The 25,191-nt window shown below is 38.7% G+C and carries 24 protein-coding genes; 20 read left to right on the top strand and 4 right to left on the bottom strand.

Going from position 1 to position 25,191, the window contains the following annotated elements; translation table 11 throughout:
* Positions 1 to 362 precede the first annotated feature (362 nt).
* Positions 363 to 2,699, bottom strand: coding sequence for a Tex family protein (locus tag GWJ05_RS10600; RefSeq protein ID WP_036933804.1), 2,337 nt, complete (start codon positions 2,697 to 2,699; stop codon positions 363 to 365).
* A gap of 180 nt (positions 2,700 to 2,879) precedes the next feature.
* Between GWJ05_RS10600 and greB the strand changes: the two genes are divergently transcribed.
* The 12 genes from greB (at position 2,880) to GWJ05_RS10540 (ending at position 13,729) form a co-directional block, all read left to right on the top strand.
* Complete coding sequence (gene greB / locus GWJ05_RS10595; RefSeq protein WP_036933803.1) at positions 2,880 to 3,359, top strand: transcription elongation factor GreB; 480 nt, start codon at positions 2,880 to 2,882, stop codon at positions 3,357 to 3,359.
* Between the two features lie 148 nt (positions 3,360 to 3,507).
* Entirely contained in the window at positions 3,508 to 4,230 is a 723-nt protein-coding gene (gene ompR, locus GWJ05_RS10590) for an osmolarity response regulator transcription factor OmpR (RefSeq protein WP_036933800.1), read from the top strand.
* Positions 4,227 to 5,567, top strand: coding sequence for a two-component system sensor histidine kinase EnvZ (gene envZ, locus GWJ05_RS10585; protein ID WP_087803705.1), 1,341 nt, complete (start codon positions 4,227 to 4,229; stop codon positions 5,565 to 5,567). Before ompR ends, envZ begins: the two co-directional genes overlap by 4 nt.
* A gap of 208 nt (positions 5,568 to 5,775) precedes the next feature.
* Complete coding sequence (gene pstS, locus GWJ05_RS10580; protein ID WP_036933797.1) at positions 5,776 to 6,816, top strand: phosphate ABC transporter substrate-binding protein PstS; 1,041 nt, start codon at positions 5,776 to 5,778, stop codon at positions 6,814 to 6,816.
* Positions 6,817 to 6,893: 77 nt separating this feature from the next.
* Complete coding sequence (pstC, locus tag GWJ05_RS10575; RefSeq protein WP_036933795.1) at positions 6,894 to 7,853, top strand: phosphate ABC transporter permease PstC; 960 nt, start codon at positions 6,894 to 6,896, stop codon at positions 7,851 to 7,853.
* A 1-nt stretch (position 7,854) separates the two neighbouring features.
* Positions 7,855 to 8,757 (top strand): phosphate ABC transporter permease PstA, encoded by a 903-nt coding sequence (pstA, locus tag GWJ05_RS10570; protein ID WP_036933793.1) that lies wholly within the window; start codon positions 7,855 to 7,857, stop codon positions 8,755 to 8,757.
* Positions 8,758 to 8,787: 30 nt separating this feature from the next.
* Positions 8,788 to 9,564 carry a phosphate ABC transporter ATP-binding protein PstB gene (gene pstB, locus GWJ05_RS10565; protein WP_006534565.1) on the top strand — a complete coding sequence of 259 codons (777 nt, stop codon included), beginning with the start codon at positions 8,788 to 8,790 and terminating at the stop codon, positions 9,562 to 9,564.
* A gap of 14 nt (positions 9,565 to 9,578) precedes the next feature.
* Positions 9,579 to 10,313, top strand: a complete 735-nt coding sequence (gene phoU / locus GWJ05_RS10560; protein ID WP_036933791.1) for a phosphate signaling complex protein PhoU — start codon at positions 9,579 to 9,581, stop codon at positions 10,311 to 10,313.
* A gap of 215 nt (positions 10,314 to 10,528) precedes the next feature.
* Positions 10,529 to 11,368, top strand: a complete 840-nt coding sequence (locus GWJ05_RS10555) for an ABC transporter substrate-binding protein (RefSeq protein WP_115370600.1) — start codon at positions 10,529 to 10,531, stop codon at positions 11,366 to 11,368.
* A 106-nt stretch (positions 11,369 to 11,474) separates the two neighbouring features.
* Positions 11,475 to 12,212, top strand: coding sequence for an amino acid ABC transporter permease (locus tag GWJ05_RS10550; RefSeq protein ID WP_087803707.1), 738 nt, complete (start codon positions 11,475 to 11,477; stop codon positions 12,210 to 12,212).
* A 1-nt stretch (position 12,213) separates the two neighbouring features.
* A complete protein-coding gene (locus GWJ05_RS10545; RefSeq protein ID WP_036933785.1) occupies positions 12,214 to 12,966 on the top strand; it encodes an amino acid ABC transporter permease in 753 nt (250 codons plus the stop codon).
* Positions 12,967 to 13,249: 283 nt separating this feature from the next.
* Positions 13,250 to 13,729 carry an Hcp family type VI secretion system effector gene (locus tag GWJ05_RS10540; protein WP_036933783.1) on the top strand — a complete coding sequence of 160 codons (480 nt, stop codon included), beginning with the start codon at positions 13,250 to 13,252 and terminating at the stop codon, positions 13,727 to 13,729.
* 465 nt (positions 13,730 to 14,194) lie between these two features.
* Here GWJ05_RS10540 and GWJ05_RS10525 read toward each other — a convergent pair whose 3' ends face one another.
* Complete coding sequence (locus GWJ05_RS10525; RefSeq protein WP_052038421.1) at positions 14,195 to 14,389, bottom strand: hypothetical protein; 195 nt, start codon at positions 14,387 to 14,389, stop codon at positions 14,195 to 14,197.
* Positions 14,390 to 15,048: 659 nt separating this feature from the next.
* Here GWJ05_RS10525 and GWJ05_RS10520 point away from each other — a divergent pair.
* Entirely contained in the window at positions 15,049 to 16,401 is a 1,353-nt protein-coding gene (locus GWJ05_RS10520) for an NCS2 family permease (RefSeq protein WP_144242567.1), read from the top strand.
* An 80-nt stretch (positions 16,402 to 16,481) separates the two neighbouring features.
* On the top strand, positions 16,482 to 16,793 hold the full coding sequence (locus GWJ05_RS10515) for a monooxygenase (protein ID WP_036933781.1): 312 nt from the start codon (positions 16,482 to 16,484) through the stop codon (positions 16,791 to 16,793).
* A gap of 51 nt (positions 16,794 to 16,844) precedes the next feature.
* On the opposite strand, the gene GWJ05_RS10510 is transcribed toward GWJ05_RS10515, so the two are convergent.
* Complete coding sequence (locus GWJ05_RS10510; protein ID WP_036933780.1) at positions 16,845 to 17,390, bottom strand: GNAT family N-acetyltransferase; 546 nt, start codon at positions 17,388 to 17,390, stop codon at positions 16,845 to 16,847.
* A gap of 3 nt (positions 17,391 to 17,393) precedes the next feature.
* On the bottom strand, positions 17,394 to 18,866 hold the full coding sequence (locus GWJ05_RS10505; RefSeq protein ID WP_036933779.1) for a glycosyltransferase family 39 protein: 1,473 nt from the start codon (positions 18,864 to 18,866) through the stop codon (positions 17,394 to 17,396).
* A 188-nt stretch (positions 18,867 to 19,054) separates the two neighbouring features.
* On the opposite strand from GWJ05_RS10505, the gene yihI reads away from it, so the two are divergent.
* From yihI to GWJ05_RS10475, 6 genes are all read left to right on the top strand, one after another.
* Complete coding sequence (yihI, locus tag GWJ05_RS10500; protein WP_036933778.1) at positions 19,055 to 19,555, top strand: Der GTPase-activating protein YihI; 501 nt, start codon at positions 19,055 to 19,057, stop codon at positions 19,553 to 19,555.
* Between the two features lie 225 nt (positions 19,556 to 19,780).
* Positions 19,781 to 21,226 (top strand): DUF4026 domain-containing protein, encoded by a 1,446-nt coding sequence (locus GWJ05_RS10495; RefSeq protein ID WP_036933777.1) that lies wholly within the window; start codon positions 19,781 to 19,783, stop codon positions 21,224 to 21,226.
* A gap of 411 nt (positions 21,227 to 21,637) precedes the next feature.
* Positions 21,638 to 21,874: a ferrous iron transporter A gene (feoA, locus tag GWJ05_RS10490; RefSeq protein ID WP_036933776.1), complete on the top strand. Its 237-nt coding sequence runs from the start codon at positions 21,638 to 21,640 to the stop codon at positions 21,872 to 21,874.
* Between the two features lie 48 nt (positions 21,875 to 21,922).
* A complete protein-coding gene (gene feoB / locus GWJ05_RS10485; RefSeq protein WP_036933775.1) occupies positions 21,923 to 24,250 on the top strand; it encodes a Fe(2+) transporter permease subunit FeoB in 2,328 nt (775 codons plus the stop codon).
* Positions 24,251 to 24,269: 19 nt separating this feature from the next.
* Positions 24,270 to 24,500, top strand: coding sequence for a FeoC-like transcriptional regulator (locus tag GWJ05_RS10480; RefSeq protein WP_036933774.1), 231 nt, complete (start codon positions 24,270 to 24,272; stop codon positions 24,498 to 24,500).
* 181 nt (positions 24,501 to 24,681) lie between these two features.
* Positions 24,682 to 25,152: an OsmC family protein gene (locus GWJ05_RS10475; RefSeq protein ID WP_036933773.1), complete on the top strand. Its 471-nt coding sequence runs from the start codon at positions 24,682 to 24,684 to the stop codon at positions 25,150 to 25,152.
* Positions 25,153 to 25,191: the final 39 nt, after the last annotated feature.

Raw genomic sequence — 25,191 nt, 5'->3', positions numbered from 1 at the left:
CCTTATTGTTAATAAGGTCATAAGGCGATCAACTCATATTTTATAATATAAAGGTAATCAGCGATGGGGAGAATAGAAGATGGATGATAAAAATAATAATAAATAAATATAGAGATAAAATAGAGCATACTTTATTTATTATTTTTTGAATATCCCTTAAGTCAGATTAAAACAAAACCAACTAAAAATAAAAAACAAATGAGAGAAGATTTAGGCTACGTTATTCTTTATCAGCATTTGGTTATTAGAAAATAAACGAGAATAAGATAAATAAAAAAATGTGATGCCACAATATCTAATGACACCACATTCAATAACGCTAGAGCCTCTTACTCATTAACACCGTAACCATAAAGGTGTCATTAGCGTTTTTTTCCAAACGCAGCAGCTAACGCATCACCCATTGCGCTATTTCCCGCATTATTGCCACTATTTGTTGATTGGCGGTGATTACGAGTCGGTTTTTGCCCTTTATTATTTTTAGGATGATTATGACTTGGTGATGATTGTCTATTTTCACTATCACCAGCAACTTCATCTAAACGCATAGTTAATGCAATACGTTTACGGGCTAAATCAACTTCAAGTACTTTAACTTTAACAATATCACCCGTTTTTACCACGGTATGTGGATCTTCAATAAATCGGTCTGCTAAAGAGGAAATATGGACTAAACCATCTTGATGTACACCGATATCAACAAATGCACCGAAATTAGTCACATTGGTCACAGTACCTTCAAGGATCATACCACTAACTAAGTCATTCATCGTTTCGACACCTTCAGCAAACGTTGCTGTTTTAAACTCAGGACGTGGGTCGCGTCCTGGTTTTGCTAACTCTTTTAAGATGTCATTAATTGTCGGTAAGCCAAATTGCTCTGTAATAAACGCTCTTGCATCAACCTGTGAGATTAAGGCGCTATTACCCATTAAATCATCAATTTTTTGTTGCGTGGATTGTAGGATATTTTCGACGACTGGATACGCTTCAGGGTGAACCGTCGATGCATCCAGAGGGTTTTTACCATCACGAATACGCAAGAAACCAGCACATTGTTCAAAAGCTTTTGGCCCTAAACGCGCCACTTTGAGTAGCTGCTTTCTATCATTAAAGCGACCATTTTCATCACGCCAATTGATAATATTTTGAGCTATAGATTGGCTAAGTCCTGCAACTCGCGTTAATAACGGTACTGATGCTGTATTTAAATCCACCCCAACACCATTCACACAATCTTCAACAACAGTATCAAGTTTTCTGGCTAATAATGTTTGGCTAACATCATGCTGATATTGGCCAACACCAATCGATTTAGGGTCAATTTTTACAAGTTCAGCTAACGGATCTTGCAGACGACGGGCGATAGATACGGCACCACGAATAGACACATCTAAATCAGGGAATTCATTAGCTGCAAGCTCTGAAGCGGAATATACGGATGCCCCTGCCTCGCTCACAATTACTTTTTGTGCTTTGACTTCTGGGTAACGTTTTACCGTTTCAGCGAAAAAGCGCTCTGTTTCACGAGAAGCAGTACCATTACCAATCGCCACCAGCTCAACATTATGCTTAATACATAATGCAGCTACACTAGCCGCTGCTTTATCAGCTTGCCCTGTATGAGGATAAATCGTATCTGTCGCAATTAACTTACCCGTGCTATCTACAACAGCAACTTTAACACCTGTACGTAAACCAGGATCAAGCCCCATAGTTGCTCGCATACCTGCTGGTGCAGCCATCAATAAATCATTAAGGTTACGAGCGAAAACATTAATGGCTTCTTCTTCTGCCTTTTCTCGTAATTGGCTCATCAATTCGGTTTCAATATGCATTAAAACTTTAATGCGCCAAGTCCAGCTTACGACTGCCTTACGCCAGTTATCTGCTGGTTGGTTATTTAAACGTAATCCTAAATGCTCCGTGATCAGTTGCTCACCATAACTTTCTTTGGGCGCTTCTTCAAATTGAGGATCAGGGTTAAGCGATAATTGTAAAATACCTTCATTACGGCCACGAAACATGGCTAACGCACGATGAGAAGGAACATTCGCAATAGGTTCATGATGGTCAAAATAATCGCTAAATTTTGCCCCTTCGACTTCTTTCCCTTCAACGACTTTTGAAACAAGATGTGCATTTTTCCATAAATACTGACGAACTTTTGCCAACAAGCCAGCATCTTCTGAAAAACGCTCCATTAAAATATAACGCGCACCATCTAAAGCTGCTTTCGTATCATTCACGCCTTTTTCTGCGTTGATATAAGCCGTTGCAGCATCTTCTGGATTATGTTGTGGTTCATTCCACAATAAATCGGCTAAGGGCTCTAATCCATTTTCAATGGCAATTTGCCCACGAGTACGACGTTTAGGCTTATAAGGAAGATAAAGATCTTCAAGCTCTGTTTTACTTTGCGTTTCATTAATTGAAGAGCGTAACTCTGGTGTTAATTTTCCTTGCTCTTCAATTGACTTTAAAATTGTTTGGCGACGATCATTGAGTTCTCGTAAATAACTAAGGCGAGTTTCTAATTGGCGTAATTGCGTATCATCTAACCCACCAGTGACCTCTTTACGGTAACGGGCAACAAATGGCACCGTATTCCCTTCATCCAGTAACGTTATGGCCGAAAGGACTTGCTGAGGCTTAACCGTGAGCTCTTCTGCAATAATTCGGCTTAATGATTCATTCATACTATATTTACCTACCGAGAGGAATAATTTAAAAGAGGGCTATTATACACACGCCACACTAAAAAAATTTGGCAAATTTCCGATTACACTCGACAATTATGAGGAAAATAACAGATTAATTTATCATTCACGCTATAGTATCTTTATGAAATTCAATGTTGATGATAGTTTTAATTTGTAATGGCAAAAAGTAATTATATTACTCGTGATGGCTGGTATGCGTTGGACAAAGAGCTAAAATATCTTTGGAAAGAAGAGCGCCCTCGTGTCACACAATCAGTTTCAGAAGCGGCAGCACAAGGCGACCGTTCAGAAAATGCTGAATATATATATGGAAAGAAGCGATTACGTGAAATTGATAGACGTGTTCGCTTTTTATCAAAACGTCTTGATGAGCTAAAAATTGTTGATCCCGATCCTCGCCAAGAAGGAAAAGTTTATTTTGGTGCTTGGGTCACACTTGAAGATGATGACGGAAATGTCAAAACCTTCAGACTTGTGGGACCCGATGAGTTTGATCCAGCAAAACAGTGGATTTCTATTGATTCACCTGTTGCCCGAGCGCTTATCGGTAAACAAGTCGATGATGAAATTAGTGTGCAAACACCAGGTGGTGAAGTTAATTACTGCGTATTATCTATCAAATATTATTCGGAATAAGATAAATAAATAGATTTATAACCTTTATTATCACCAAAGAACAAGTTTTATCTGTAAATTATTAACATTTATTCTTTGGTTTTGGTTTAATATTCTTAACGATGATAGAATTCGCTAACAAAAGCATTTGCACTTCGGGAGCTTAAAAATGCAAGAAAGTTATAAAGTGCTAATCGTGGATGATGATTTACGTCTACGTTCACTACTCGAGCGCTATTTGACAGAGCAGGGTTTTCAAATCCGTACTGCTGCAAACGCTGATCAAATGGATCGTCTGCTCACTCGCGAATCTATCCACCTTATTGTGCTCGATTTAATGCTTCCTGGTGAAGATGGCTTATCTATCTGCCGTCGCTTGAGAAGCCAAAACAACCCTATTCCTATTATTATGGTTACGGCCAAAGGGGAAGAGGTTGATAGAATTGTTGGACTTGAAATTGGTGCTGATGATTACATCTCGAAACCATTTAATCCAAGAGAGCTACTGGCTCGTATTCGTGCTGTACTCCGCCGTCAAGCGAACGAATTACCCGGCGCCCCTTCACAAGATAATGCTATTATCTCTTTTGGTAAATTCAAGCTAAATCTTGGTACACGTGAAATGTTCCACGAAGAAGAGCACATGCCACTAACAAGTGGTGAATTTGCTGTATTGAAAGTGCTGGTTTCTCATCCTCGAGAGCCTCTTTCTCGTGACAAACTAATGAGTCTCGCTCGTGGTCGTGAATACAGTGCTATGGAACGTTCAATTGACGTGCAAATTTCTCGTTTACGTCGCATGATTGAAGAGGATCCAACACACCCTCGTTATATTCAAACAGTTTGGGGGCTTGGTTACGTCTTTGTTCCTGATGGAACCAGCGCTCAATGAGAAGGCTGAGGCTTTCACCCCACAATAAACTGACTCGCTCGTTATTTCTGGTTATCTCGCTACTTTTTTTTAGCTTGATAGCCAGTTATATCGTTGTGCAACATCTTATTGTAGGGCCAAGCCTTCAGCAATTTAATAAAGTTTTAGCGTATGAAATACGCACATTAATGCCTGAAGAACTTATTTTAGTCGATGGCACTCCACTTAAAATTTCTCCTGCTTTACGCAATAAAATCTATAGCGAATTAGGTATCTCTTTTTTTGATAAAGAGGCCGCGCTTGAGGAGGGGCTCTATTGGGCTAAAATCGACGACAAATTAAGTGAGCAGATGTCTGAATATCTGGGAGGAGAAACAGAGATTTGGATTGAAAACACGCTAGAATACCCTGTTTTATGGATCAACACGCATATTTCCCCCTCTCTTTGGATCCGCGTTCCACTCACTGAATTAGGGCAAAACTTCTTACTACCTGTTTATCGACAAGCGATTATTTTTATTATCATCGTTGTCGCTTTTTTCTGGCTCTATAACCGTTTTCAAAATCGCCCACTCAATGAAGTCGAATATGCTGCACGTCGTATCGGGAAAGGCGTTATTCCGCCACCTATCACTGAATCTGGCTCCTCTGAAATGCGATCAATCATTCGTGCATTTAATCAAATGTCATCAGGCATACGCTCATTAGATAATGATAGAACACTCGTAATGGCTGGCGTAAGTCATGACTTACGTACACCGCTCACTCGTATTCGCCTTGCTACTGAAATGATGAGCCCTGAAGATAGTTATCTTGCTGATTCTATCAATAAAGATATTGAAGATTGTGATGCCATTATTGGCCAATTTCTAGACTATATGCGCACCGGTAAAGAGATGTCTTTGGAACTGTGCGATATGAATAATCTACTACAAGAAGTCATTTCAGCTGAAGCAAATTCAGGCAAAATAAGTGAAGTTCACCTTCATCCTACCCCCATTAATATTACGGCTAACCCTATCGCTGTGAAACGAGCACTTGCCAATATGATGGTGAATGCCACTCGCTATGGCAATGGTTGGATACGCGTTTCAAGTGGGAGAAATGAAGAATATGCATGGTTTCAAGTCGAAGATGATGGCCCAGGTATTCCACAAGAAGACCGACAACGTCTTTTCCAACCTTTTGTTCAAGGTGAGCAAGCACGTAGCTCAACGGGCGCGGGTTTAGGATTATCCATTATTCGCCGTATTATAGATGCCCACGGCGGTTATGTTGAACTTGATGATAGCGTTAAAGGTGGCTTACTCATCCGTGCTAATTTTCCGTTAAAAGAGCGCGATGACGAGGACGATTAATTTCTCTTCATCTAAAGCCTCTTTTGATTCCATCGTTTCCATTCTATTTTCTCTTCTTCCTGTCAATATTTCATCATTTTTTTACTTTGTCATAAAACTGTCACAATTAAGACATTTAATTGTCATCTTACTGACCTATTGTCTGTGCGTACCGTAACCGAAGTTGATAGATGTCGAAAATTATTCTACCTATCCCACAGGAGGGATTATGAAACTGATGCGTACCACCCTGACTAGTGTCATTGCCGCTGCGTTTTCAATGACCGCTCTTTCTGCACAGGCAACGACCTCGCTGACTGGTGCTGGCGCAACGTTCCCTGCCCCGGTTTATGCTAAATGGGCAGATTCCTATCAGAAAGAAACGGGTAACAAAATTAACTACCAAGGCATTGGATCCTCTGGTGGTGTAAAACAGATTATTGCAAATACCGTTGATTTTGGTGCTTCTGATGCCCCATTAGCGGATGCTAAGTTACAAGCTGACGGTTTATTCCAGTTCCCAACCGTGATTGGTGGCGTTGTTATGGCTGTCAATATTCCGGGTATCAAATCAGGTGAACTGACCTTAGATGGCGATACTATTGGTAATATCTATTTAGGCAAAATCCAAAAATGGAACGACCCTGCCATCACAAAACTCAATCCAGGCGTAAAATTACCAGACCAGAATATCGCGGTTATTCGTCGCGCTGATGGTTCAGGTACATCATTCGTTTTCACTAGCTACTTATCCAAAGTCAATAACGCATGGAAAGACCAGGTAGGCGCAGGTTCTACGGTTAAATGGCCTACCGGTTTAGGTGGCAAAGGGAATGATGGTATTGCTGCATTTGTTCAGCGTGTACCAGGTTCAATTGGTTATGTTGAATATGCTTATGCCAAACAAAATAATCTTGCTTATACTAAATTAGTAACCGCTGATGGTGAAGTGATTGCACCAACGTCTGACAGCTTTAGTGCTGCGGCAAGAAAAATTGATTGGAGCAAAAGCTTTGCACAAGACCTGACTAACCAGAAAGGTGAAAATGCATGGCCAATTACTTCAACCACCTTTATCTTAGTGCATCAAAAACAACAAAATGCAGAAAAAGGTAAAGAAGTGCTGAATTTCTTCAACTGGGCTTATGACAAAGGTAATCAGGAAGCGAAAAACCTAGATTACGCAGTATTACCCGCAGAAGTTGTAGAACAAATTCGAGCTGCATGGAAAACAAGTATCAAAGACAGTAATGGTAAACCGATTTACTAATAAAATCGGCAACCATTAAGAGATAAGTTAACGTTCACCCCCTGCTAAACAGGGGGTAATAAATTAAAAGAGGCTTTATGGCCGAGCACACAACGGTAATAAAGGCCCCTAGTAAACGAGGGGACGTTATTTTCAGCGCACTAGTCCGTCTAGCTGCGTTGATTACGCTTTTGCTTTTAACAGGTATCATTGTTTCACTGATTTTTGCCTCATGGCCAAGTATTCAACAATTTGGTCTCTCGTTCTTATGGACGAAAGAGTGGGATCCGCCTGCTCAGGAATTTGGTGCGTTAGTGCCCATTTATGGCACCGTTGTAACGTCAATCATCGCACTGGTTATTGCCGTTCCTGTCAGCTTTGGTATCGCCCTTTTCCTCACTGAGTTAGCACCTAACTGGTTAAAACGCCCATTAGGTATTGCTATCGAGCTACTCGCTGCCATTCCAAGTATTGTTTATGGTATGTGGGGACTGTTTGTCTTCGCTCCATTGTTTGCAACTTATTTCCAAGAGCCTGTCGGTAATGTGCTTTCATCCATTCCTATTGTGGGTGAGCTATTCTCAGGCCCGGCTTTTGGTATTGGTATCTTAGCTGCAGGCGTTATCCTCGCTATCATGATCATTCCTTATATCGCTTCTGTTATGCGAGATGTGTTTGAACAAACACCAGTCATGATGAAAGAGTCCGCTTATGGCATTGGCTGTACAACATGGGAAGTGATTTGGAATATCGTTCTACCTTATACCCGTAATGGCGTCATTGGTGGTGTTATGTTGGGATTAGGTCGCGCTCTAGGTGAAACGATGGCGGTCACCTTTATCATCGGTAATACCTACCAATTAGATTCCGCATCGCTGTTTATGCCAGGTAACAGTATCACGTCTGCATTAGCCAACGAATTTGCAGAAGCAGAAACAGGATTACATACTGCGGCATTAATGGAATTAGGGCTTATCCTGTTTGTCATCACCTTTATTGTCCTTGCGATTTCTAAGTTTATGACATTACGTTTATCTAAGAATGAAGGAGCACGTTAATATGTCTAAACCCTCCTCTTCTTCATTACAAGTTCAAACAGAGAACGAACTGCGAGTACGTCATAAACGCCAACTTTGGCGTCGTCAAAAAAACCGTATCGCACTGTTCTTGTCTATTTCTACAATGGCATTTGGTCTTTTCTGGTTAACGTGGATTTTATTCTCCACCTTCACCAAAGGCTTTGATGGTATGTCATTAGCCCTTTTCACAGAGATGACTCCGCCACCTAATACGGAAGGTGGTGGATTAGCTAACGCCATTGTCGGTAGTGGATTATTGATTTTATGGGCAACGGTGATTGGAACACCACTTGGTATTCTTGCAGGGATTTATCTTGCTGAATATGGTCGTCGTTCATGGCTTGCTGAAACCACTCGTTTTATTAACGATATCTTGCTGTCAGCGCCATCAATTGTTGTCGGGCTCTTTGTCTACACCATTGTTGTCGCACAGATGCAGCACTTTTCAGGATGGGCAGGAATTATCGCATTAGCGTTACTGCAAATTCCTATCGTTATTCGCACCACTGAAAATATGTTGAAGTTAGTACCTGATAGCTTACGCGAAGCCGCTTATGCATTAGGAACACCAAAGTGGAAGATGATCTCTAAAATCACCTTAAAAGCCTCAGTATCAGGCATTATCACAGGTGTATTATTAGCGATTGCACGTATCGCAGGCGAAACTGCGCCACTGTTATTTACTTCACTATCAAATCAATTCTGGAGCACAGACTTAAACGAACCGATAGCTAACTTACCAGTGACTATCTTTAAGTTCGCCATGAGTCCTTTCGCAGAATGGCAAGAGCTTGCCTGGGCTGGCGTATTACTTATCACCCTCTGTGTTCTATTTATCAATATTATCGCGCGCGTGCTATTTGCTAAACGCAAGCACGGTTAACGCAGAAAGTTAAGCAAGAGAGAACGTTGAATGATTATGGCTAATGATAACGCAGGAAATAAAATCCAAGTTCGCGACTTGAACTTCTATTACGGTAAATTTCATGCGCTGAAAAATATCTCTTTAGATATTGCCAAAAATAAGGTGACAGCCTTTATCGGGCCTTCTGGTTGTGGCAAATCCACCTTACTGCGTACTTTTAATAAAATGTATGAGCTTTACGGCGAACAGCGTGCAGAAGGCGAAATTTTGCTAGATGGCAACAATATCTTGACTGATAAGCAAGATATCGCGCTATTACGTGCCAAAGTTGGTATGGTGTTCCAAAAACCAACACCTTTCCCGATGTCAATTTATGACAATATCGCTTTTGGTGTACGTTTATTCGAAAAATTGTCTCGCGCTGATATGGATGAACGTGTTCAGTGGGCTTTGACTAAAGCCGCATTATGGAACGAAACCAAAGATAAATTACATCAGAGTGGATATAGTCTCTCTGGCGGTCAACAACAGCGTTTATGTATAGCACGCGGTATCGCTATTCGCCCTGAGGTTTTATTACTTGATGAGCCTTGTTCAGCGCTTGATCCAATTTCGACGGGTCGTATTGAGGAGCTTATCAGTGAGCTCAAATCAGAATATACCGTGGTTATCGTGACGCACAACATGCAACAAGCAGCACGTTGTTCTGATTACACTGCATTTATGTATTTAGGCGAATTAATTGAGTTTAGCGATACGGATACGTTATTTACGCGTCCTGCGAAAAAGCAAACTGAAGATTACATCACTGGGCGTTATGGCTGATAACGAGGCAATTAATGGATAATTTAAATCACAATAAGCATATTTCTGGTCAATTTAATGCTGAGTTAGAGCATATCCGCACTGAGCTGATGGTTATGGGGGGGCTTGTTGAAGAGCAACTAAAAAAAGCCGTTATGGCAATGCATAATCAAGACCAAGCATTAGCGAATGAAGTCATTCAAGGTGACCATAACGTCAATATGATGGAAGTAGCCATTGATGATGCGTGTATGCGAATTATTGCTAAACGTCAGCCAACCGCAAGTGACTTACGTTTAATTATGGCGATTTCAAAAACGATCGCTGAACTAGAGCGTATTGGTGATGTTGCTGAAAAAATCTGCAAAACAGCACTTGAAAAGTTTTCACATCAACATCAACCGCTGTTAGTAAGCTTAGAGTCTTTAGGCCAACATGCGATACAAATGCTTCATGATGTTTTAGATGCCTTTGCCCGTATGGATTTAGATGAAGCAGTACGTATCTATCGTGAAGACGCTAAAATTGATAACGAGTATGAAGGTATTGTTCGTCAATTAATGACTTATATGATGGAAGATCCTCGTACCATTCCTAGTGTACTCACAGCTCTATTTTGTGCACGTTCTATTGAGCGTATTGGTGACCGTTGTCAGAACATTTGTGAGTTTATTTTCTATTACGTAAAAGGTCATGATTTCCGCCACTTAGGAGGCGACCAAGTAGAAAAAATGCTAACACAAAGTGATGACAGCAATACCACTAAATAAATGTCTCTCTCATTTTTTATCTCTTACAAACAGCGACGCTTATGTCGCTGTTTTTTTATTCTTTTATAACTTGATCCTACTCTAGCTCAACACTTTTCCTCATCTTATTCCTTAAAAGCATATTCATATCAATTTTTATTATTTTATGAACTTAAATCAACTTGATAGCGTGATACCCAATATAACGATGATAATTCTTTTCTTTGGGGTGAATAATGAAACTACGTGTTTTGGCAACCGCATTAATTGCAGGCTCTGTGCTTTTCTCTGGTATTGCAAAAGCAGATAAACTTGATGATATAAAAAAAGCAGGTGTAGTACGTATCGCTATTTTTGACAGCAATCCTCCTTTTGGGTTTATTGATCCTCAAACCAAAAAGCTCGCAGGTTATGATGCGGATATCGCTAATGAAATAGCCAAAGATCTAGGTGTAAAACTGGAACTGCGTCCAACAAACCCAGCAAACCGTATTCCACTGTTAAGCTCTAAGAAAGTCGATTTAATCGCAGCTAACTTCACCATTACCGATGAACGCGCTAAGCAAGTTGACTTCTCTGTTCCTTACTTTGCAACCGGACAAAAATTTATTGCACGTAAAGGGGTTTTAACTAACCCAGAACAAATTCACTCACTGCGTATTGGTGCAGATAAAGGTACTGTTCAAGAAATCACATTACGTGAACGCTATCCTGACACCAAAGTTATCTCTTATGACGATACACCACTGGCTTTCGCTGCATTACGTAACGGTAATGTACAAGCCATCACACAAGATGATGCAAAATTAGTCGGCTTATTAGCAAATCTTCCTGATGCCATAAAAGCAGATTTTGAGGTGTCATCATTTAGTATCACCCGTGAATACCAAGCAGTTGCAGCAGCTAAAGGTGAAGAGCGCTTAATTAACGAAATCAATAACACCCTATTAAGATTGGAAAAAGAAGGTAAAGCAGACGAGGTCTACAATCGTTGGTTTGGCCCTGAAACAAAATCAGCTCAACCTCGTGGGGACTTTAAATTTGCGCCATTATCCGAGCAAACACCACAATCTTAATCTTTAAAGCGTAATAACTTTCTTCTTTCATCAAAATAAAGTTATTCCTTTACTAAAACACCTACCCCGCTTTTGCGGGGTTTGGTGTCTACAATAGGCCTATTATATGTTTGAGCAATTTCTATCACATTACCTTCTTGAGCCACACTATTTAAGTTGGCTTTGGAGTGGTTTTTTAATCACCTTGCTTATCTCTTTTTGGACTATTGTCATTGCAACATTAATGAGCTTTGCCCTTAGTGCTGCAAGAGATAGCACTTTTGCATCATTACGCTGGTTAGCCACGGCTTATATATCGCTATTTCGTAATACTCCACTGTTAGTGCAGTTGTTCTTTTGGTATTTCGCATCCGGAGAAATTCTGCCACTAAGCGCCATGATATGGCTAAACACGCCTCATGAGATTGCATTTTTAGGTGTAACGCTTTCTTGGCCTTCTTTTGAATTTTTAGCGGGCATTGTGGGTCTGACATTTTATTCAACGCCATTTATTGCCGAAGAGCTAAGAGCCGGTATTCAAGGCGTTAAACAAGGGCAAAAATATGCTTCTTTGGCATTAGGTTTAACACAATGGCAATCTATGCGTTATGTGATCCTACCTCAAGCCTTTCGTATTGCTCTACCCCCTTTGCTAGGTCAATACATGAATGTGATAAAAAACTCATCACTGACTATGGCTATTGGTGTTGCAGAGCTTTCTTACGCATCAAGACAAGTCGAAACAGAATCACTACGTACCTTTGAAGCCTTTGGTGTTGCAACGGTTCTCTATATTGCAGCAATCGCATTGATGGAAGCTTGGGGACAATGGCATCAGCAACGTAAATTAGCACAAGGATATTAAGATGGATTTTACTGTTATTGCTGATAACTGGCAGTACTTACTCTTTGGTGCTTATCCTGATGGACCTTTAGAAGGTGCTACACTGACCGTCTTTATCAGTATCATTGCAGGTATTGCATCAATTATTTTGGGTACATTAGGTGGCATTGCTTTGGCTATGCTCAGAGGTATCTGGGTTAACCTTTTCGCAGCTTTTTTAGGTTTTTTCCGCGCTATTCCTGTCATTATGTTGATATTTTGGGTCTATTTTTTATTGCCCGTTGTATTGGGGATGGAAATACCTGAAATCACCACCGTAATTTGTGCATTGACTTTAATTACATCGTCTTATATTGCGCATGGCGTTAAAGCAGGTATTTTAGCGATTGGAAAAGGACAATGGCAGGCAGGGTTATCGTTAGGCTTTAATCGCTGGCAAGTGCTATGGCATATCGTATTGCCGCAAGCATTACGCATGATGGTGCCTTCATTTATTAATCAATGGATAGCCTTAATTAAAGATACTTCATTAGCTTATGTGGTGGGTGTAGGTGAACTTTCGTTCTTAGCAACACAAGTTAATAACCGTAGCATGGTTTATCCAATGGAAGTCTTTCTGTTCGTTGCATTTATTTATTTTATTCTCTGTTTCTCATTAGAAATTATTGCCAATAGAGTGGCTAAATTATTTTCAACACAAAAAGAAAAGCGCCCTTTTTGGCAGATGGTGTTGCCGTTTAGAAAAAAATATTTTACTGAAAAAAGTTTAGGCTAATAATATAACTAGGCTAAAGTAATTTAGCCTTTTTATTATATTCGGATAACAATATAAAAATAAACAAATTATAATAATGTCCTGATTAAAATAGCCAATTAAACACACGTTAAATTTAATTAAAATAAAGAAAAGTTAATATAAATAAAATCTTATTTTATTTATCCTATTTGTTTAACTCTTTTTTTATTACACTATATACTGAATAAAAATTAATAAACTAGTATTTTATTCAGTCCCAATAAAAGATATTTAAACTAGATTAAAAATTAAAGGATAGATGATGTCTCATTTAATTTATTTAACCTTAGAAGGATCTAAGCACGGCTTAATTTCGTCAGGTTGCTCAACGCAAGATTCCATCGGTAACCGTTATCAAAAAGGTCACGAAGATGAAATTCAAGTTCTTAGTTTAAATCATTCAATAACACGTAATCAGAATACATCTCCTCAACCTGTTCAGATTGTAAAACCAATAGATAAAGCATCCCCATTACTTGTAGCAGCAATTGATAGTAATGAAGTATTAAAAGCTAAATTTACTTTTTTTAGAACTTCAGCAAATGGTCAACTTGAAAAGTTCTATGAGATTAAGTTAACAGAAGCGTCAATTATTGATATTTCCTGTGTGTATCCTAACTCAGTAAATGATCACGAATCGATGCCTTATGAAAGAATACAATTGAAATATCAATCTATTGCATGGAGCCATTTATCTGCAAACACCTCCTCCTATAGTATTAGTAAAGATAACGTATTATAAATAAAATCAAAAGCTATGCTATTAACAGCATAGCTTTGATAATGTAATTTATCTATTAAATAACATACATAACTAATTGTCAGAGTAATAACATTAATGACACATTTTTAGCGATCTAACATAAAGATTAGATTCTGTAAAATTGTTTTTTTATAGATAAAATAACCTTGAGAAAGTAGATCTCTTTCAACATAGTTAGAAAAGAAAAAGCTAAAAAATGCACCCAAAATAAAAACAATGAAAAAAAACCATTAAATTTTGACTTCCTTCCATTGGTCTATTTTTTATAGCAACAGAAACCAATAAATAAAGAAAATAAAATATAGTAGGTATAATAAATAAAAAAATCCGATGTTTAAATGAAAATCTAATTTTTTCAGCAAGAGAAAAATAATTAATATAACTTTCTATAGAGAGATACATTCCTATAGAAAAAATAATGAAAAGAACACCTGATACCAAATGCTAATATTTTTTATCGTTAATTAAATAACGTGTTGCATTCAGATATTTTCTAACAGAAGGTTCTCCAGAAAGATTTATATACCTATTACCATCTTTGCCAACATATTCAGTTGCAACAGTACCAATATTTTTTAACTCTACAATAAGTTTAATAACTACTAAACTATCATTGATATTACCTGCAAAATTTGACATAAAATCCGTATAACCAAAAATTGTATTTTTCCATCGTTTATAGGGATTTGGGTCTGTTAAAACATAAAGAAAATAAGCTCCTTCCTCAGCGGTTAATAATGCATAAATTTCTTCATTTTCACTAAGTTGTCGCCTTAGTTCTACATATTTATACTCATCTCGATCCCAATAAGTTGGCTTACCATCGAAAGTATTATGCAGTGATAATCCTTTAGTTAACTCTATTTCTTCTGCTCATTACTCCACATCCATTTCCCCTACTCCTTTTTTCTTTTATTCAAAGAAATAAAAATAAACACCACATATAATCATTAATATACCTTAACATTTAAGTCTAAAAAACAAAGATTTTTTTAATCAAAATACATACCTATTTTCGTCCGAAAATTAAAACAACCTATTATCAATTGATGTTTATTTTAGAATATATTTCTAAAATATTTAATATAAAACATCAAAACTACGAGATCCTTTTTAACAATAAGTTTCACACTTATTCTTATATTTTAATGACAATACATTTTTCATTGAACCTTTCCTCTCTTATCCATATTTTATTTCTCATTGACGCAATCGATTACTTTTTTAGGTGCAGTTATTGTTTTATTTGTGTAGGATAAAGCGAAAAACATTTTTTTTGGGATCTTTTGTCTATGAGCATGTCATCACCAAATTCTGATTCACAGGGTTTGCTCCAACGCCTGTTTAAGCTACAAGAACACGGCACAAACGCTCGCACCGAACTGATTGCGGGTATCACGACTTTCTTAACGATGGTTTATATTATCTTCGTTAACCCTCAAATCCTTGCAGCTGCCAATATGGATATCAAAGCCGTCTTCGTGACGACCTGCTTAATTGCGGCTTTCGGCAGTATTTTAATGGGATTAGTAGCAAATTTACCTATTGCCGTTGCACCCGCGATGGGCCTAAACGCCTTCTTTGCCTTTGTGGTTGTTGGCGCAATGGGGTATTCATGGGAAGTCGCTATGGGGGCGATTTTCTGGGGGGCTGTAGGTCTATTTTTACTGACCCTTTTTCGTATTCGTTACTGGATAATCGCCCATATTCCACTGAGTCTTCGAGTGGGGATTACTAGCGGTATCGGTCTTTTTATCGCCATGATGGGCTTAAAAAATTCCGGTATTATTATTCCTAACAACGATACCATCGTCACTATCGGTAATTTTGCTTCTCATAATGTGTTATTAGGTGCTTTAGGCTTCTTTATTATTGCCATTCTTGCCGCACGTAATATTCATGCAGCCATCCTTATTTCTATTGTTATCACTACCGTTATTGGCCTTATTTTAGGTGATGTACAATATCAAGGTATCTTTGCTATGCCACCGTCTATCACCACTGTAGTCGGTAAAGTGGATATTGTTGGTGCGTTAGATATTGGTCTTTCTGGCGTTATTTTTGCCTTTATGTTGGTTAACTTATTTGACTCTTCTGGCACATTAATTGGTGTGACAGATAAAGCAGGCTTAACGGATGAGAAAGGCAAGTTTCCACGAATGAAACAAGCGTTATACGTCGATAGCTTAAGTTCTGTTGCAGGCTCTGCAATGGGAACATCTTCTGTTACTGCCTTTATTGAAAGTACTTCAGGGGTTTCAGTCGGTGGACGTACCGGTTTAACTGCGGTTGTTGTGGGTATTCTTTTCTTACTTGCTATTTTCTTATCACCACTTGCAGGTATGGTGCCAAGCTACGCAACGGCTGGTGCATTAATTTATGTGGGTGTATTAATGACCTCAAGCCTTACACGCGTGAAATGGGATGATTTAACAGAATCCGTGCCTGCCTTTATCACTGCAGTCATGATGCCATTTAGTTTCTCAATCACCGAAGGTATCGCGCTTGGCTTCATTGCTTATTGTGTAATGAAAGTAGGGACTTTCCGCTGGAAAGAAATTAACCTGTGTGTTGTGATTGTTTCACTGCTGTTTATTTTAAAAATATTACTGATTGATACTCATGTTATTGATTTAAATTCTTTATTTTAATATTCAATAAATCAGAGTAATCATAATAACGAACAAAACGGCACAGATAAGTGCCGTTTTTTATAAGAAAAGAGGTGATCATGCACGTTCTTCTACAAGTCGATTTCCCTTATCAGGGCCCTTTTGGTGATGAAATGACACAAACTATGGATACATTATCTTCATCAATTAACCAAGAGCCCGGTTTTATATGGAAAATTTGGACTGAAAATAAAGAGACACAAAAAGCAGGTGGTATTTACCTTTTTACTTCGAAAGAAGAGGCTCTCGCTTATCTAGAGAAACACCGTACCCGTTTAAAATCTTTTGGTATTCCAGAAGTGCGTGGGGAAATTTTCTCAGTGAATCAGGCCTTAAGTTTACAAAACCAAGCTTCTTTTCTGTCAAAATAATAAAAAAGCACAAGTGTTATCTGTCACTTGTGCTGTTTAACAGCATAATAATTACGCTTTTGACGGCAATAATAACCCAAAAATAGCAGAGTCTGATACTTCATCACCTACTACCCAACGCTGTTTAAGATACCCTTCTTGTTCAAAACCCAATTTCGCTAATAAAGCAGCTGATGCCTTATTATCAGGATGAATATCCGCTTCTAAACGACGAACCGCTAAATGTGTTTGAAGATAATCAATAAATGCGACCATGGCTTCCTTCATGATCCCTTTGCCTTGATAAGCCATATCAAGGCAATACCCAACCTCCCCTCGTCGAGAACTCGGATAATGATTAAAGAAAACACACATCCCCATTAATGCATTTGTCTCTTTGTCTATCACCGCTAAACGCAGATACTCTTTTCTTTCCATATGCGTAATATCTTGAATGATATCTTGTTGCGCTTCTTGAAGTGATTGCCAAGGAAGGTGGCTCCAGTAACGTGTGACTTCAGGTGAACGCATAATATTAAACCAATCTTCAGCATCACCCATTTCAAAGGGACGCAAAATCAATCTAGGGGTTTCAACCTGAATATCAGCATAACGCATTTTCTACTTTTCCTTATGAGTGTTTGGAGCCACAAATGCAATACAAACGGGCTCTGCAATAGCATTTGGCTCAGCACGAAACATTATCTCTTGAGTATCAGCTATCTTTAAACTCGGCCAGTACTTTAATCCTTTATCAAAAGAGGCTTTTTCACAGTAATAGCCGACTTCGCTGATCAATACGACGCCTTTTTCTTCTAATTGTTGAAGCGTGATATAACGATTATAGATATTAGGTGGTTGTACATTCTCTTCTAATATCCACGGTTGCGAAGATAGAGGCCTATCTTTACCATAAAAAGTCACCCATTCATGCATATATTCGCCTCCCACATACGCTAATGGCGTGTGATAATGTTGATGCCAAGCTTGCTCAACATCTTGCACAAATGTTTTGATACCAATAAACTTTTGACCCGCATTACGCACATTAGCAGCTTGTACGACGGTATAGCCAGAAACAACTAACATGCCAAAAACACCTAAACCATACAATACACCACGCAATGAGCGCTTAGGCATGACACTGATTGAACCCACAAAAAGCGCCGTCGCTATCGACACAAATGGCTGTAACCACTCAGTGATACGACCACCTTCATGAAAGCTAAACCAAGTAAAAATAATCGCTAATGGAAATAACAAAATAAAATTCAGCAATTGACTATCTTGAGATGCAGACCAACTTAATCGACCACCATAAAGGCGCAATATTCCCCACATCAAAATAACGGGATAAAAAACTGTCAATGCTGCACGAGTCGTACGCAAATTAAAACGGCTTTCTATTTGAGAATCGACCCATTTAAATGCAGCAAAATCGGTTTGCCATAACCAAATAAAATTAGGGATAACAAAAGCAAGCCAAATCGCAATAGCCACATAAAAATAAGGTGACCGATAACTCACTCGCACTTTAGGTACAAATAGACTCAATAAAAAGACAGAGCCCATAAAAGCTAGTGATGAATATTTTCCCATAGTGGCAATGCCCATAACAATGGCAAAGCCAATCCAATATTTTTGATTGTCATTAATTGCGCAAAGGAAAAAATAAAGTGCCCAAGCCCAGCAACCGACTAGAATATAGTTATCGTTATAAGGGATAATATCAAAATTGATAATGCCAGATAAATTAAGCCCTAACATAGCAAACCATGCTAGATTAATGTTGCGTGTCAATTTATAAGCTAAATTCCAAACGCCCAATAACCCAATGGCAATCACAATAAAGTGGATAAAATACCAATAAAAGCTAAAATCGACACCGCCATAAATAGCAGGTGACATTATAAAACCTACAAACCAAGGATTTTTAGGAGAGCCCCAGCCCCCATTGGTTCCCCAATTGACCGCTTCTACGGCATCATAAGGTACCGTAGGATCAAAGAGATAGCTGACTAAGATCCAGAGTGTCGCATAGCCAATAACCCACCAATATACTGGTTTACGCAATTGCGCAGATGATAATGTCATAATAAATAGAAAGTTAAGTTGATTAATTTAGTTTTATCATTAGAGAAAGTCACAATACCGTAAAGTATAGTGAAATGAACCGCACATTGTACGTGAGCAAAAATTAAATTGTCTTAAATTTGCGCTTTTATTGAAAATTTGTTTCTGATAGATTGCGCAACCAAGAAGATCACTATCGAGTTACCATTATGAATATGATTAAAAGAAAGCCCGCCACAGCTAAAACACGTAAAAAATCACGTGAAGAGCTGAACGCGGAAGGACGTGAACGTAAACGTCAAAAGAAACACCGTGGCAATCCTGCCGGTAACCGTCAGCAGGAAGCGGAAAATAAACAGCAAGCTAAAAATACAGCGCCGAAAGATCCACGCATTGGTAGCAAAAAACCCATCCCTCTAATTGTGGGTGATGCACCAAAAGTTGCGAAGAAAAAACCTGCGCCAGCCAAAGTAGAACCTGTTCGTTTAACACCAGAACAAGAATTAGACTTGTTAGAAAACGATGCACGTTTAGATGAATTACTATCTCGTCTTGAAAACGGTGAAAAACTTAACGCTGAAGAACAGGCTTATACTGAAAAAACCCTTGATCGTATTGACGAATTAATGGTTGAACTGGGTATTGAGTTTGAAGATGATGACGATGAAGAAAAAACAGAAGACATCATGCAATTACTGAAAGGTAAATAATCAAAAGGCTAATCATTCGCCTTAATTACCTTATATCCAACAGATATCAATAATTTATTGATATCTGTTGTTTTTTATCAAGACACCTCTTCTCTACTTTTCATGCTCTCATATCATCAACGATAGGTTAAATACCCCTCTCAAGCTCAGATAACTCTATCTATTCCTCTTTTGTTATCCCTGATATCCTATTTTTCTATCTTTTATATACGAGTGATAAAAAATATGGATAACAGACAGCAGTACTTAGATATCGCAGCCGGGCAAGGAGAAAAAGTGCCCTCTCGTATAGTGGCTTTCCCTGCCCAGCCACTAAACTATGCGCTTATTGAACAACGCCTAGAAGAACAAACGGATTATACTGACGGTGAAATCAATTATTTGAGTGAAAATATTGATGATGGTTTTTTTTATCGTTGCCAACATGGTGATGCTGAATTACATTTTTTTGTCTGCCTTTACCCTCGCGATGAAAATTATGAAATACGTCCAATGTATTCAACAGATGAACTCACACCACAACGCTTAGCGCACGCGAATGCCACAACCCAAGATTTATTATTAGAAACACTCTTTACTGAGACGTTACATCCTTTAGCAAGTTACCGCCATCAACTGAATTTTCTAAACATTATCGCGCCTGAAATGGTTTTGGCATTAGATGAATCCGCAGCAGGTAAAGCCTTAACACCAGAATGGATCCGCTTCCAACTAGAAACACCCGATCTTTATCCCGAAGTAGAAAGTCTGTATGTTATTCATGCTGTTTATGATACAGAAAACGATCCACCCACCATGTTCTGGTTCCATACTCATGGATTAGCGCGTTGTGGCTTAACTGAAGTTGATTTAGTGATCCCAAGTATGCTGGAATCTTACTACGGCATTCCCGATCTTTTCCGTTGTTTTGTCAATAACAGTATCAATCATCGCCAGATTGAATTTGCAGAGCCAATGCTTTGTGGACAAACATCTTCAGGATTAGAATACCTTGTTGCCTTACCTTTTGAAGAGGGTATCCGCCATGTCAATCAATCGACGCCTCTTGATAGTCTTAGACCTTTAGAAGAGATGCGTTACGACATCGAAGGGGCACCAAATGGTATTTTCTTGGGTGATTTAGCCGATCGCGATGAATATCATCAACATCCATCTTCCATGCTATTTAGAACCAATGAAGAAAACCCAGTTTTAGAAACCTTCTTTAGAGGTTATGAAGAACAACAAGCGATGATGCTACTGCGCAGTAATGAAGAAACCTACGAGATGTCTGAAAAAGCCAAGCGACGCTGGGAATACTTCGTTTCTATGTTTGATAACTACAATCAACCGCCTGTTGAGAAAAAAAGTGGTTTCCTCTCTAAGTTATTAGGAAAAGACAAACCTGAAGAGACCGAAAACCCTTGGCAGTTTATGATCAAGTTCGGTATTCCTTATGGTGAAGGGGAAGAAAAAGAGCTAGAGCATATGTGGTTTGTACCACAATCTCGTGATGGAGATACCATTTATGCCAAACTACTCAATGTGCCATTTTATGTTGAAGAGATGCAAGAAGGTGAAATCTATCCCATTAATACAGACTTAATGACTGACTGGATGGTTTCCTATGAAGAGAATAGTTATACCCCAAACAATATTTACCAACTTTTTAGCCATCAGCAAACGCACTAATTAGCTAACGATTTCGCCATTCTAATGCGAGTACCTCATTTAAAATAACGAGAGACTCGCTTTTCTACTTCCTATGAAATCTACGTTCATCTTGTAACCCGTTAACATCATTAATTGATTGTTATTTTGTTGCTACATTGACATTTCAACTCTTCACATTTTGTTTTTGTCTAGTAACAGATGAATCAAACAGCCTAATTTCCTCCCAATATCTTTTCTCTGGTTGATTTAAATCAAGTGCAGAACAGCCTAGAGTAGGCTAAATTATACCCAATAAGGATAATTATAATTCTCATTAGCATTAAAAATATTTATTATAATTAACCTGACTCTTATTATGTGAATTTTTATATACGTTAATAATTATCAGTATCATTATTTTTTGTATCAATATTCGTGGAAGAACGATTTATGTCACTGATCCCAAATCACAGTTATAAAATCTTGAGCTACTCACCTCAGATTAGTCCTGCATACAGACAGAAGTTGTTATCTTTAGGTATGTTGCCTGGCGCTGTGTTTAACGTTATTCGTATCGCGCCACTGGGTGATCCTATTCAAATAGAAACACACCGAGTGTCCCTTATTTTGAGAAAAAAAGATCTCGCACTTATTAACCTTAGCGAAGTGGTTCATAGCGAAAAATAATCGTTATCTCTCATTCAACCAGGCAAGACAACTATTGGCATCACTATTATGACTCCTCTCACTATAGGCCTTATCGGCAACCCCAATGCTGGTAAAACAACACTTTTTAATCAGCTAACAGGCTCTCGCCAGCGCGTGGGTAACTGGGCGGGTGTGACGGTCGAACGCAAAGTTGGTCGTTTTACAACAGCAAATCATAAAATTGAACTTGTCGACTTACCCGGCACTTACTCATTAACCACTATTTCAGAACAAACATCACTTGATGAACAAATTGCCTGTCATTTCATTTTAAGTAATGAAGCAGACATGCTGATTAATGTTGTTGATGCATCTAATCTCGAACGTAATCTTTATTTGACATTGCAACTACTTGAGTTAGGCATTCCCTGCATTGTGGCATTAAACATGCTTGATATTGCACAACACCAAGATATGCAAATTGATATCAAAGCCCTATCTGCTCAACTGGGTTGTCCGGTTATTCCTATGGTTTCAACCAAAGCATCAGGCATGGATAAACTCAAAGACGCGATTGATGCTTTCCCTGCTGAAAAGAAAAAACCACAGGAATTACTGACTTCTTATCCTCTATGGTTATTAAATGAAGTTGAGGCACTCGCTGAAAAAATTAATCACGATGAATTCAATTTACAACAACGTCGTTGGATGTCATTACAGTGTTTAGAAGGGGATATCTATACCCATCAGCGCGCTCAAATTACCAAAGAAGATATCAAAGCAATTCGTCAACGCATTCAAGACGAACATAATAATGAGCCAGAATTAGTCATTGCGGATGCCCGTTATCAAAATATTGAGCGCATCTGTCATACTGTGATTAATATGGAGTCCATTAAGCCGAATATTCTGACACAAAATATCGATAAAGTGATATTAAACCGTTGGTTAGGTGTGCCTATCTTCCTGTTTGTTATGTATTTAATGTTCGTTTTGGCAATTAACATTGGTGGTGCATTGCAACCCGCTTTCGAAGGTGGTTCTGAAGCGATCTTTATCCATGGTATCCAATGGATTGGCGCAACCTTTAATTTCCCAGAATGGTTAACCATTTTCCTTGCGCAAGGTGTTGGTGGTGGTATTAATACCGTTCTTCCACTCGTGCCACAGATCGGGATGATGTATCTCTTCTTATCCATCCTTGAAGATTCAGGTTATATGGCTCGCGCCGCATTTGTTATGGATAGATTGATGCAGGCTTTGGGTCTACCCGGTAAATCATTCGTACCACTAATTGTTGGCTTTGGTTGTAACGTACCGTCTATTATGGGTGCGCGTACCCTCGATGCCCCAAGAGAACGATTGATCACGGTATTAATGGCACCGTTTATGTCTTGTGGTGCACGTTTGGCCATTTTCGCAGTATTTGCTGCCGCCTTCTTTGGTAAAAATGGTGCCAGTGTCGTCTTCTCACTTTACCTTCTGGGTATTGTTGTCGCTATTCTTACCGGATTGTTGCTAAAGCACACCATTATGCGTGGTGAAGCATCACCTTTCGTGATGGAACTGCCGGTTTATCACGTTCCACACCTAAAAACATTATTGATACAAACTTGGCAACGTTTAAAAGGCTTCGTGGTACGTGCAGGTAAAGTCATTATTATTGCCAGTATGTTTATTGGTGCATTAAATAGCTTTACCTTTTCAGGTAAACCCGCAGATAACATCAATGACTCTGCATTAGCATCGGTCAGTAAAGTGATCACGCCATTATTGCAACCTATTGGTGTTCATAATGATAACTGGCAAGCCACTGTAGGTTTAGTCACAGGGGCAATGGCAAAAGAAGTGGTTGTGGGAACATTAAATACCCTTTATACCGCAGAAAGCATTGTGAACGAGCCTTTTGATCCTGAAGAATTCGATCTCTGGGGTGAAATTGGTGACGCCTTTGGTGAAACATGGGATAGCTTAAAAGAGACCTTTACCCTAGCTGCACTTTCTAATCCAATTGAAGCAAGTAAAGGTGATGGTGAAATGGATACCGGCACTATGGGTACCATGGGTGCTAAATTTGGCTCCGGCATTGCCGCATACAGCTACTTAATCTTTGTTTTACTGTATGTACCTTGTGTTTCAGTAATGGGTGCGATTGCTCGTGAAACAAGCCGTGGCTGGATGACCTTCTCTATTCTTTGGGGATTAAATATTGCTTACTCACTGGCAGCACTGTTCTATCAAGTAGCAACCTTTAGTGAGCATCCGCAAAGTAGTGGCATAACCATTGCTGCCGTGGTGATCTTTAACTTAATTCTATTTATCTTGTTGCGTAATGCGCGTAGTCGTCTAACAATTAACTTAAGCAATAAGCCTTCATTGGCTAAACAATGTTGTTCAAAAGGTAGTTGTCACTAAGTAGCAAAGGAAAAGTAAGATGGCCAGTTTGATAGAAGTCCGTGATTGTATCGCCCTTAATGGTCGAGCCGATGCCCGTCTTATCAGCCATCAACTCAATATGCCTGAACCTTTGGTACAAGCAATGCTAGAACGGCTCACATTGATGGGTAAGCTTCAAGAAGTCGATGTAGAAGAGTGCTTTACAGGCAGTTGCAAACATTGCCCTGAAGCCACTGCCTGCCAGGCAAAACTTTATCAATTAACCTAACAAATTGATAAATTCCATCATAAAAACCCTTACTTTATGTAGGGGTTTTTATCTAATGCTTAAGATGAATCATTTTCATCTTCCTATTTAATGATTTACTTTCCTAACTATCACGGCATAATTCTTTAGATATAGACGTAAAGACGTCTATTGTTACTTCACTCTATAAGAATATGAAATTATGCCAATAACTGAATTTTCATCGACTATTACGACCGGCAAACAAGGTGGATTACAGATGCAATGTGCATCACGCCAGTTTCAATTTTTACTTGATGAACCTTTGTCATTAGGTGGAAAAGACAGTGCAATGAATCCTGTTGAAGCATTATTAGGTACATTAGGTGCTTGTAAGGGAATTGTCGCCAAAAGCTTTGCGCGTATGCATAAAATTAATCTCAACGATATTCGCATTGAAGTTAAAGGCGAATTAGATACCGATGGTTTTACGGGAAAAAATAAAGAAGCCAAAATCGGCTTTAGTAAAATTACGACGCACTTTTTTATTCAAGCTGATAATAGTGAAGAAGAGATCGCCGCATTTATCGCTTTTATTGAACGTACTTGCCCTGTTTTTGACACTATTAAAAATCCACCGATTTGTGAAACATCTTATAGTGTCGAAAACCACATTGAAAATATAGAGTTATAAACTCTCAAAACTGCCCTCAAGTATGGGCAGTTTTGGGTG

The organism is Proteus sp. G2626 (assembly GCF_009915985.1).
GTDB classification, from domain to species: domain Bacteria; phylum Pseudomonadota; class Gammaproteobacteria; order Enterobacterales; family Enterobacteriaceae; genus Proteus; species Proteus vulgaris.
The sequence above is the reverse complement of the archived record's forward strand: the minus strand, read 5'-3'. Positions and strand labels throughout refer to the sequence as shown.

Excerpts from the sequence above, each read along its gene's own strand:
- GWJ05_RS10600 (WP_036933804.1), bottom strand. The coding sequence starts at position 2,699 with ATGAATGAATCATTAAGCCGAATTATTGCAGAAGAGCTCACGGTTAAG.
- greB (WP_036933803.1), top strand. The coding sequence starts at position 2,880 with ATGGCAAAAAGTAATTATATTACTCGTGATGGCTGGTATGCGTTGGAC.
- ompR (WP_036933800.1), top strand. The coding sequence starts at position 3,508 with ATGCAAGAAAGTTATAAAGTGCTAATCGTGGATGATGATTTACGTCTA.
- envZ (WP_087803705.1), top strand. The coding sequence starts at position 4,227 with ATGAGAAGGCTGAGGCTTTCACCCCACAATAAACTGACTCGCTCGTTA.
- pstS (WP_036933797.1), top strand. The coding sequence starts at position 5,776 with ATGAAACTGATGCGTACCACCCTGACTAGTGTCATTGCCGCTGCGTTT.
- pstC (WP_036933795.1), top strand. The coding sequence starts at position 6,894 with ATGGCCGAGCACACAACGGTAATAAAGGCCCCTAGTAAACGAGGGGAC.
- pstA (WP_036933793.1), top strand. The coding sequence starts at position 7,855 with ATGTCTAAACCCTCCTCTTCTTCATTACAAGTTCAAACAGAGAACGAA.
- pstB (WP_006534565.1), top strand. The coding sequence starts at position 8,788 with ATGATTATGGCTAATGATAACGCAGGAAATAAAATCCAAGTTCGCGAC.
- phoU (WP_036933791.1), top strand. The coding sequence starts at position 9,579 with ATGGATAATTTAAATCACAATAAGCATATTTCTGGTCAATTTAATGCT.
- GWJ05_RS10555 (WP_115370600.1), top strand. The coding sequence starts at position 10,529 with ATGAAACTACGTGTTTTGGCAACCGCATTAATTGCAGGCTCTGTGCTT.
- GWJ05_RS10550 (WP_087803707.1), top strand. The coding sequence starts at position 11,475 with ATGTTTGAGCAATTTCTATCACATTACCTTCTTGAGCCACACTATTTA.
- GWJ05_RS10545 (WP_036933785.1), top strand. The coding sequence starts at position 12,214 with ATGGATTTTACTGTTATTGCTGATAACTGGCAGTACTTACTCTTTGGT.
- GWJ05_RS10540 (WP_036933783.1), top strand. The coding sequence starts at position 13,250 with ATGTCTCATTTAATTTATTTAACCTTAGAAGGATCTAAGCACGGCTTA.
- GWJ05_RS10525 (WP_052038421.1), bottom strand. The coding sequence starts at position 14,389 with ATGTCAAATTTTGCAGGTAATATCAATGATAGTTTAGTAGTTATTAAA.
- GWJ05_RS10520 (WP_144242567.1), top strand. The coding sequence starts at position 15,049 with ATGTCATCACCAAATTCTGATTCACAGGGTTTGCTCCAACGCCTGTTT.
- GWJ05_RS10515 (WP_036933781.1), top strand. The coding sequence starts at position 16,482 with ATGCACGTTCTTCTACAAGTCGATTTCCCTTATCAGGGCCCTTTTGGT.
- GWJ05_RS10510 (WP_036933780.1), bottom strand. The coding sequence starts at position 17,390 with ATGCGTTATGCTGATATTCAGGTTGAAACCCCTAGATTGATTTTGCGT.
- GWJ05_RS10505 (WP_036933779.1), bottom strand. The coding sequence starts at position 18,866 with ATGACATTATCATCTGCGCAATTGCGTAAACCAGTATATTGGTGGGTT.
- yihI (WP_036933778.1), top strand. The coding sequence starts at position 19,055 with ATGAATATGATTAAAAGAAAGCCCGCCACAGCTAAAACACGTAAAAAA.
- GWJ05_RS10495 (WP_036933777.1), top strand. The coding sequence starts at position 19,781 with ATGGATAACAGACAGCAGTACTTAGATATCGCAGCCGGGCAAGGAGAA.
- feoA (WP_036933776.1), top strand. The coding sequence starts at position 21,638 with ATGTCACTGATCCCAAATCACAGTTATAAAATCTTGAGCTACTCACCT.
- feoB (WP_036933775.1), top strand. The coding sequence starts at position 21,923 with ATGACTCCTCTCACTATAGGCCTTATCGGCAACCCCAATGCTGGTAAA.
- GWJ05_RS10480 (WP_036933774.1), top strand. The coding sequence starts at position 24,270 with ATGGCCAGTTTGATAGAAGTCCGTGATTGTATCGCCCTTAATGGTCGA.
- GWJ05_RS10475 (WP_036933773.1), top strand. The coding sequence starts at position 24,682 with ATGCCAATAACTGAATTTTCATCGACTATTACGACCGGCAAACAAGGT.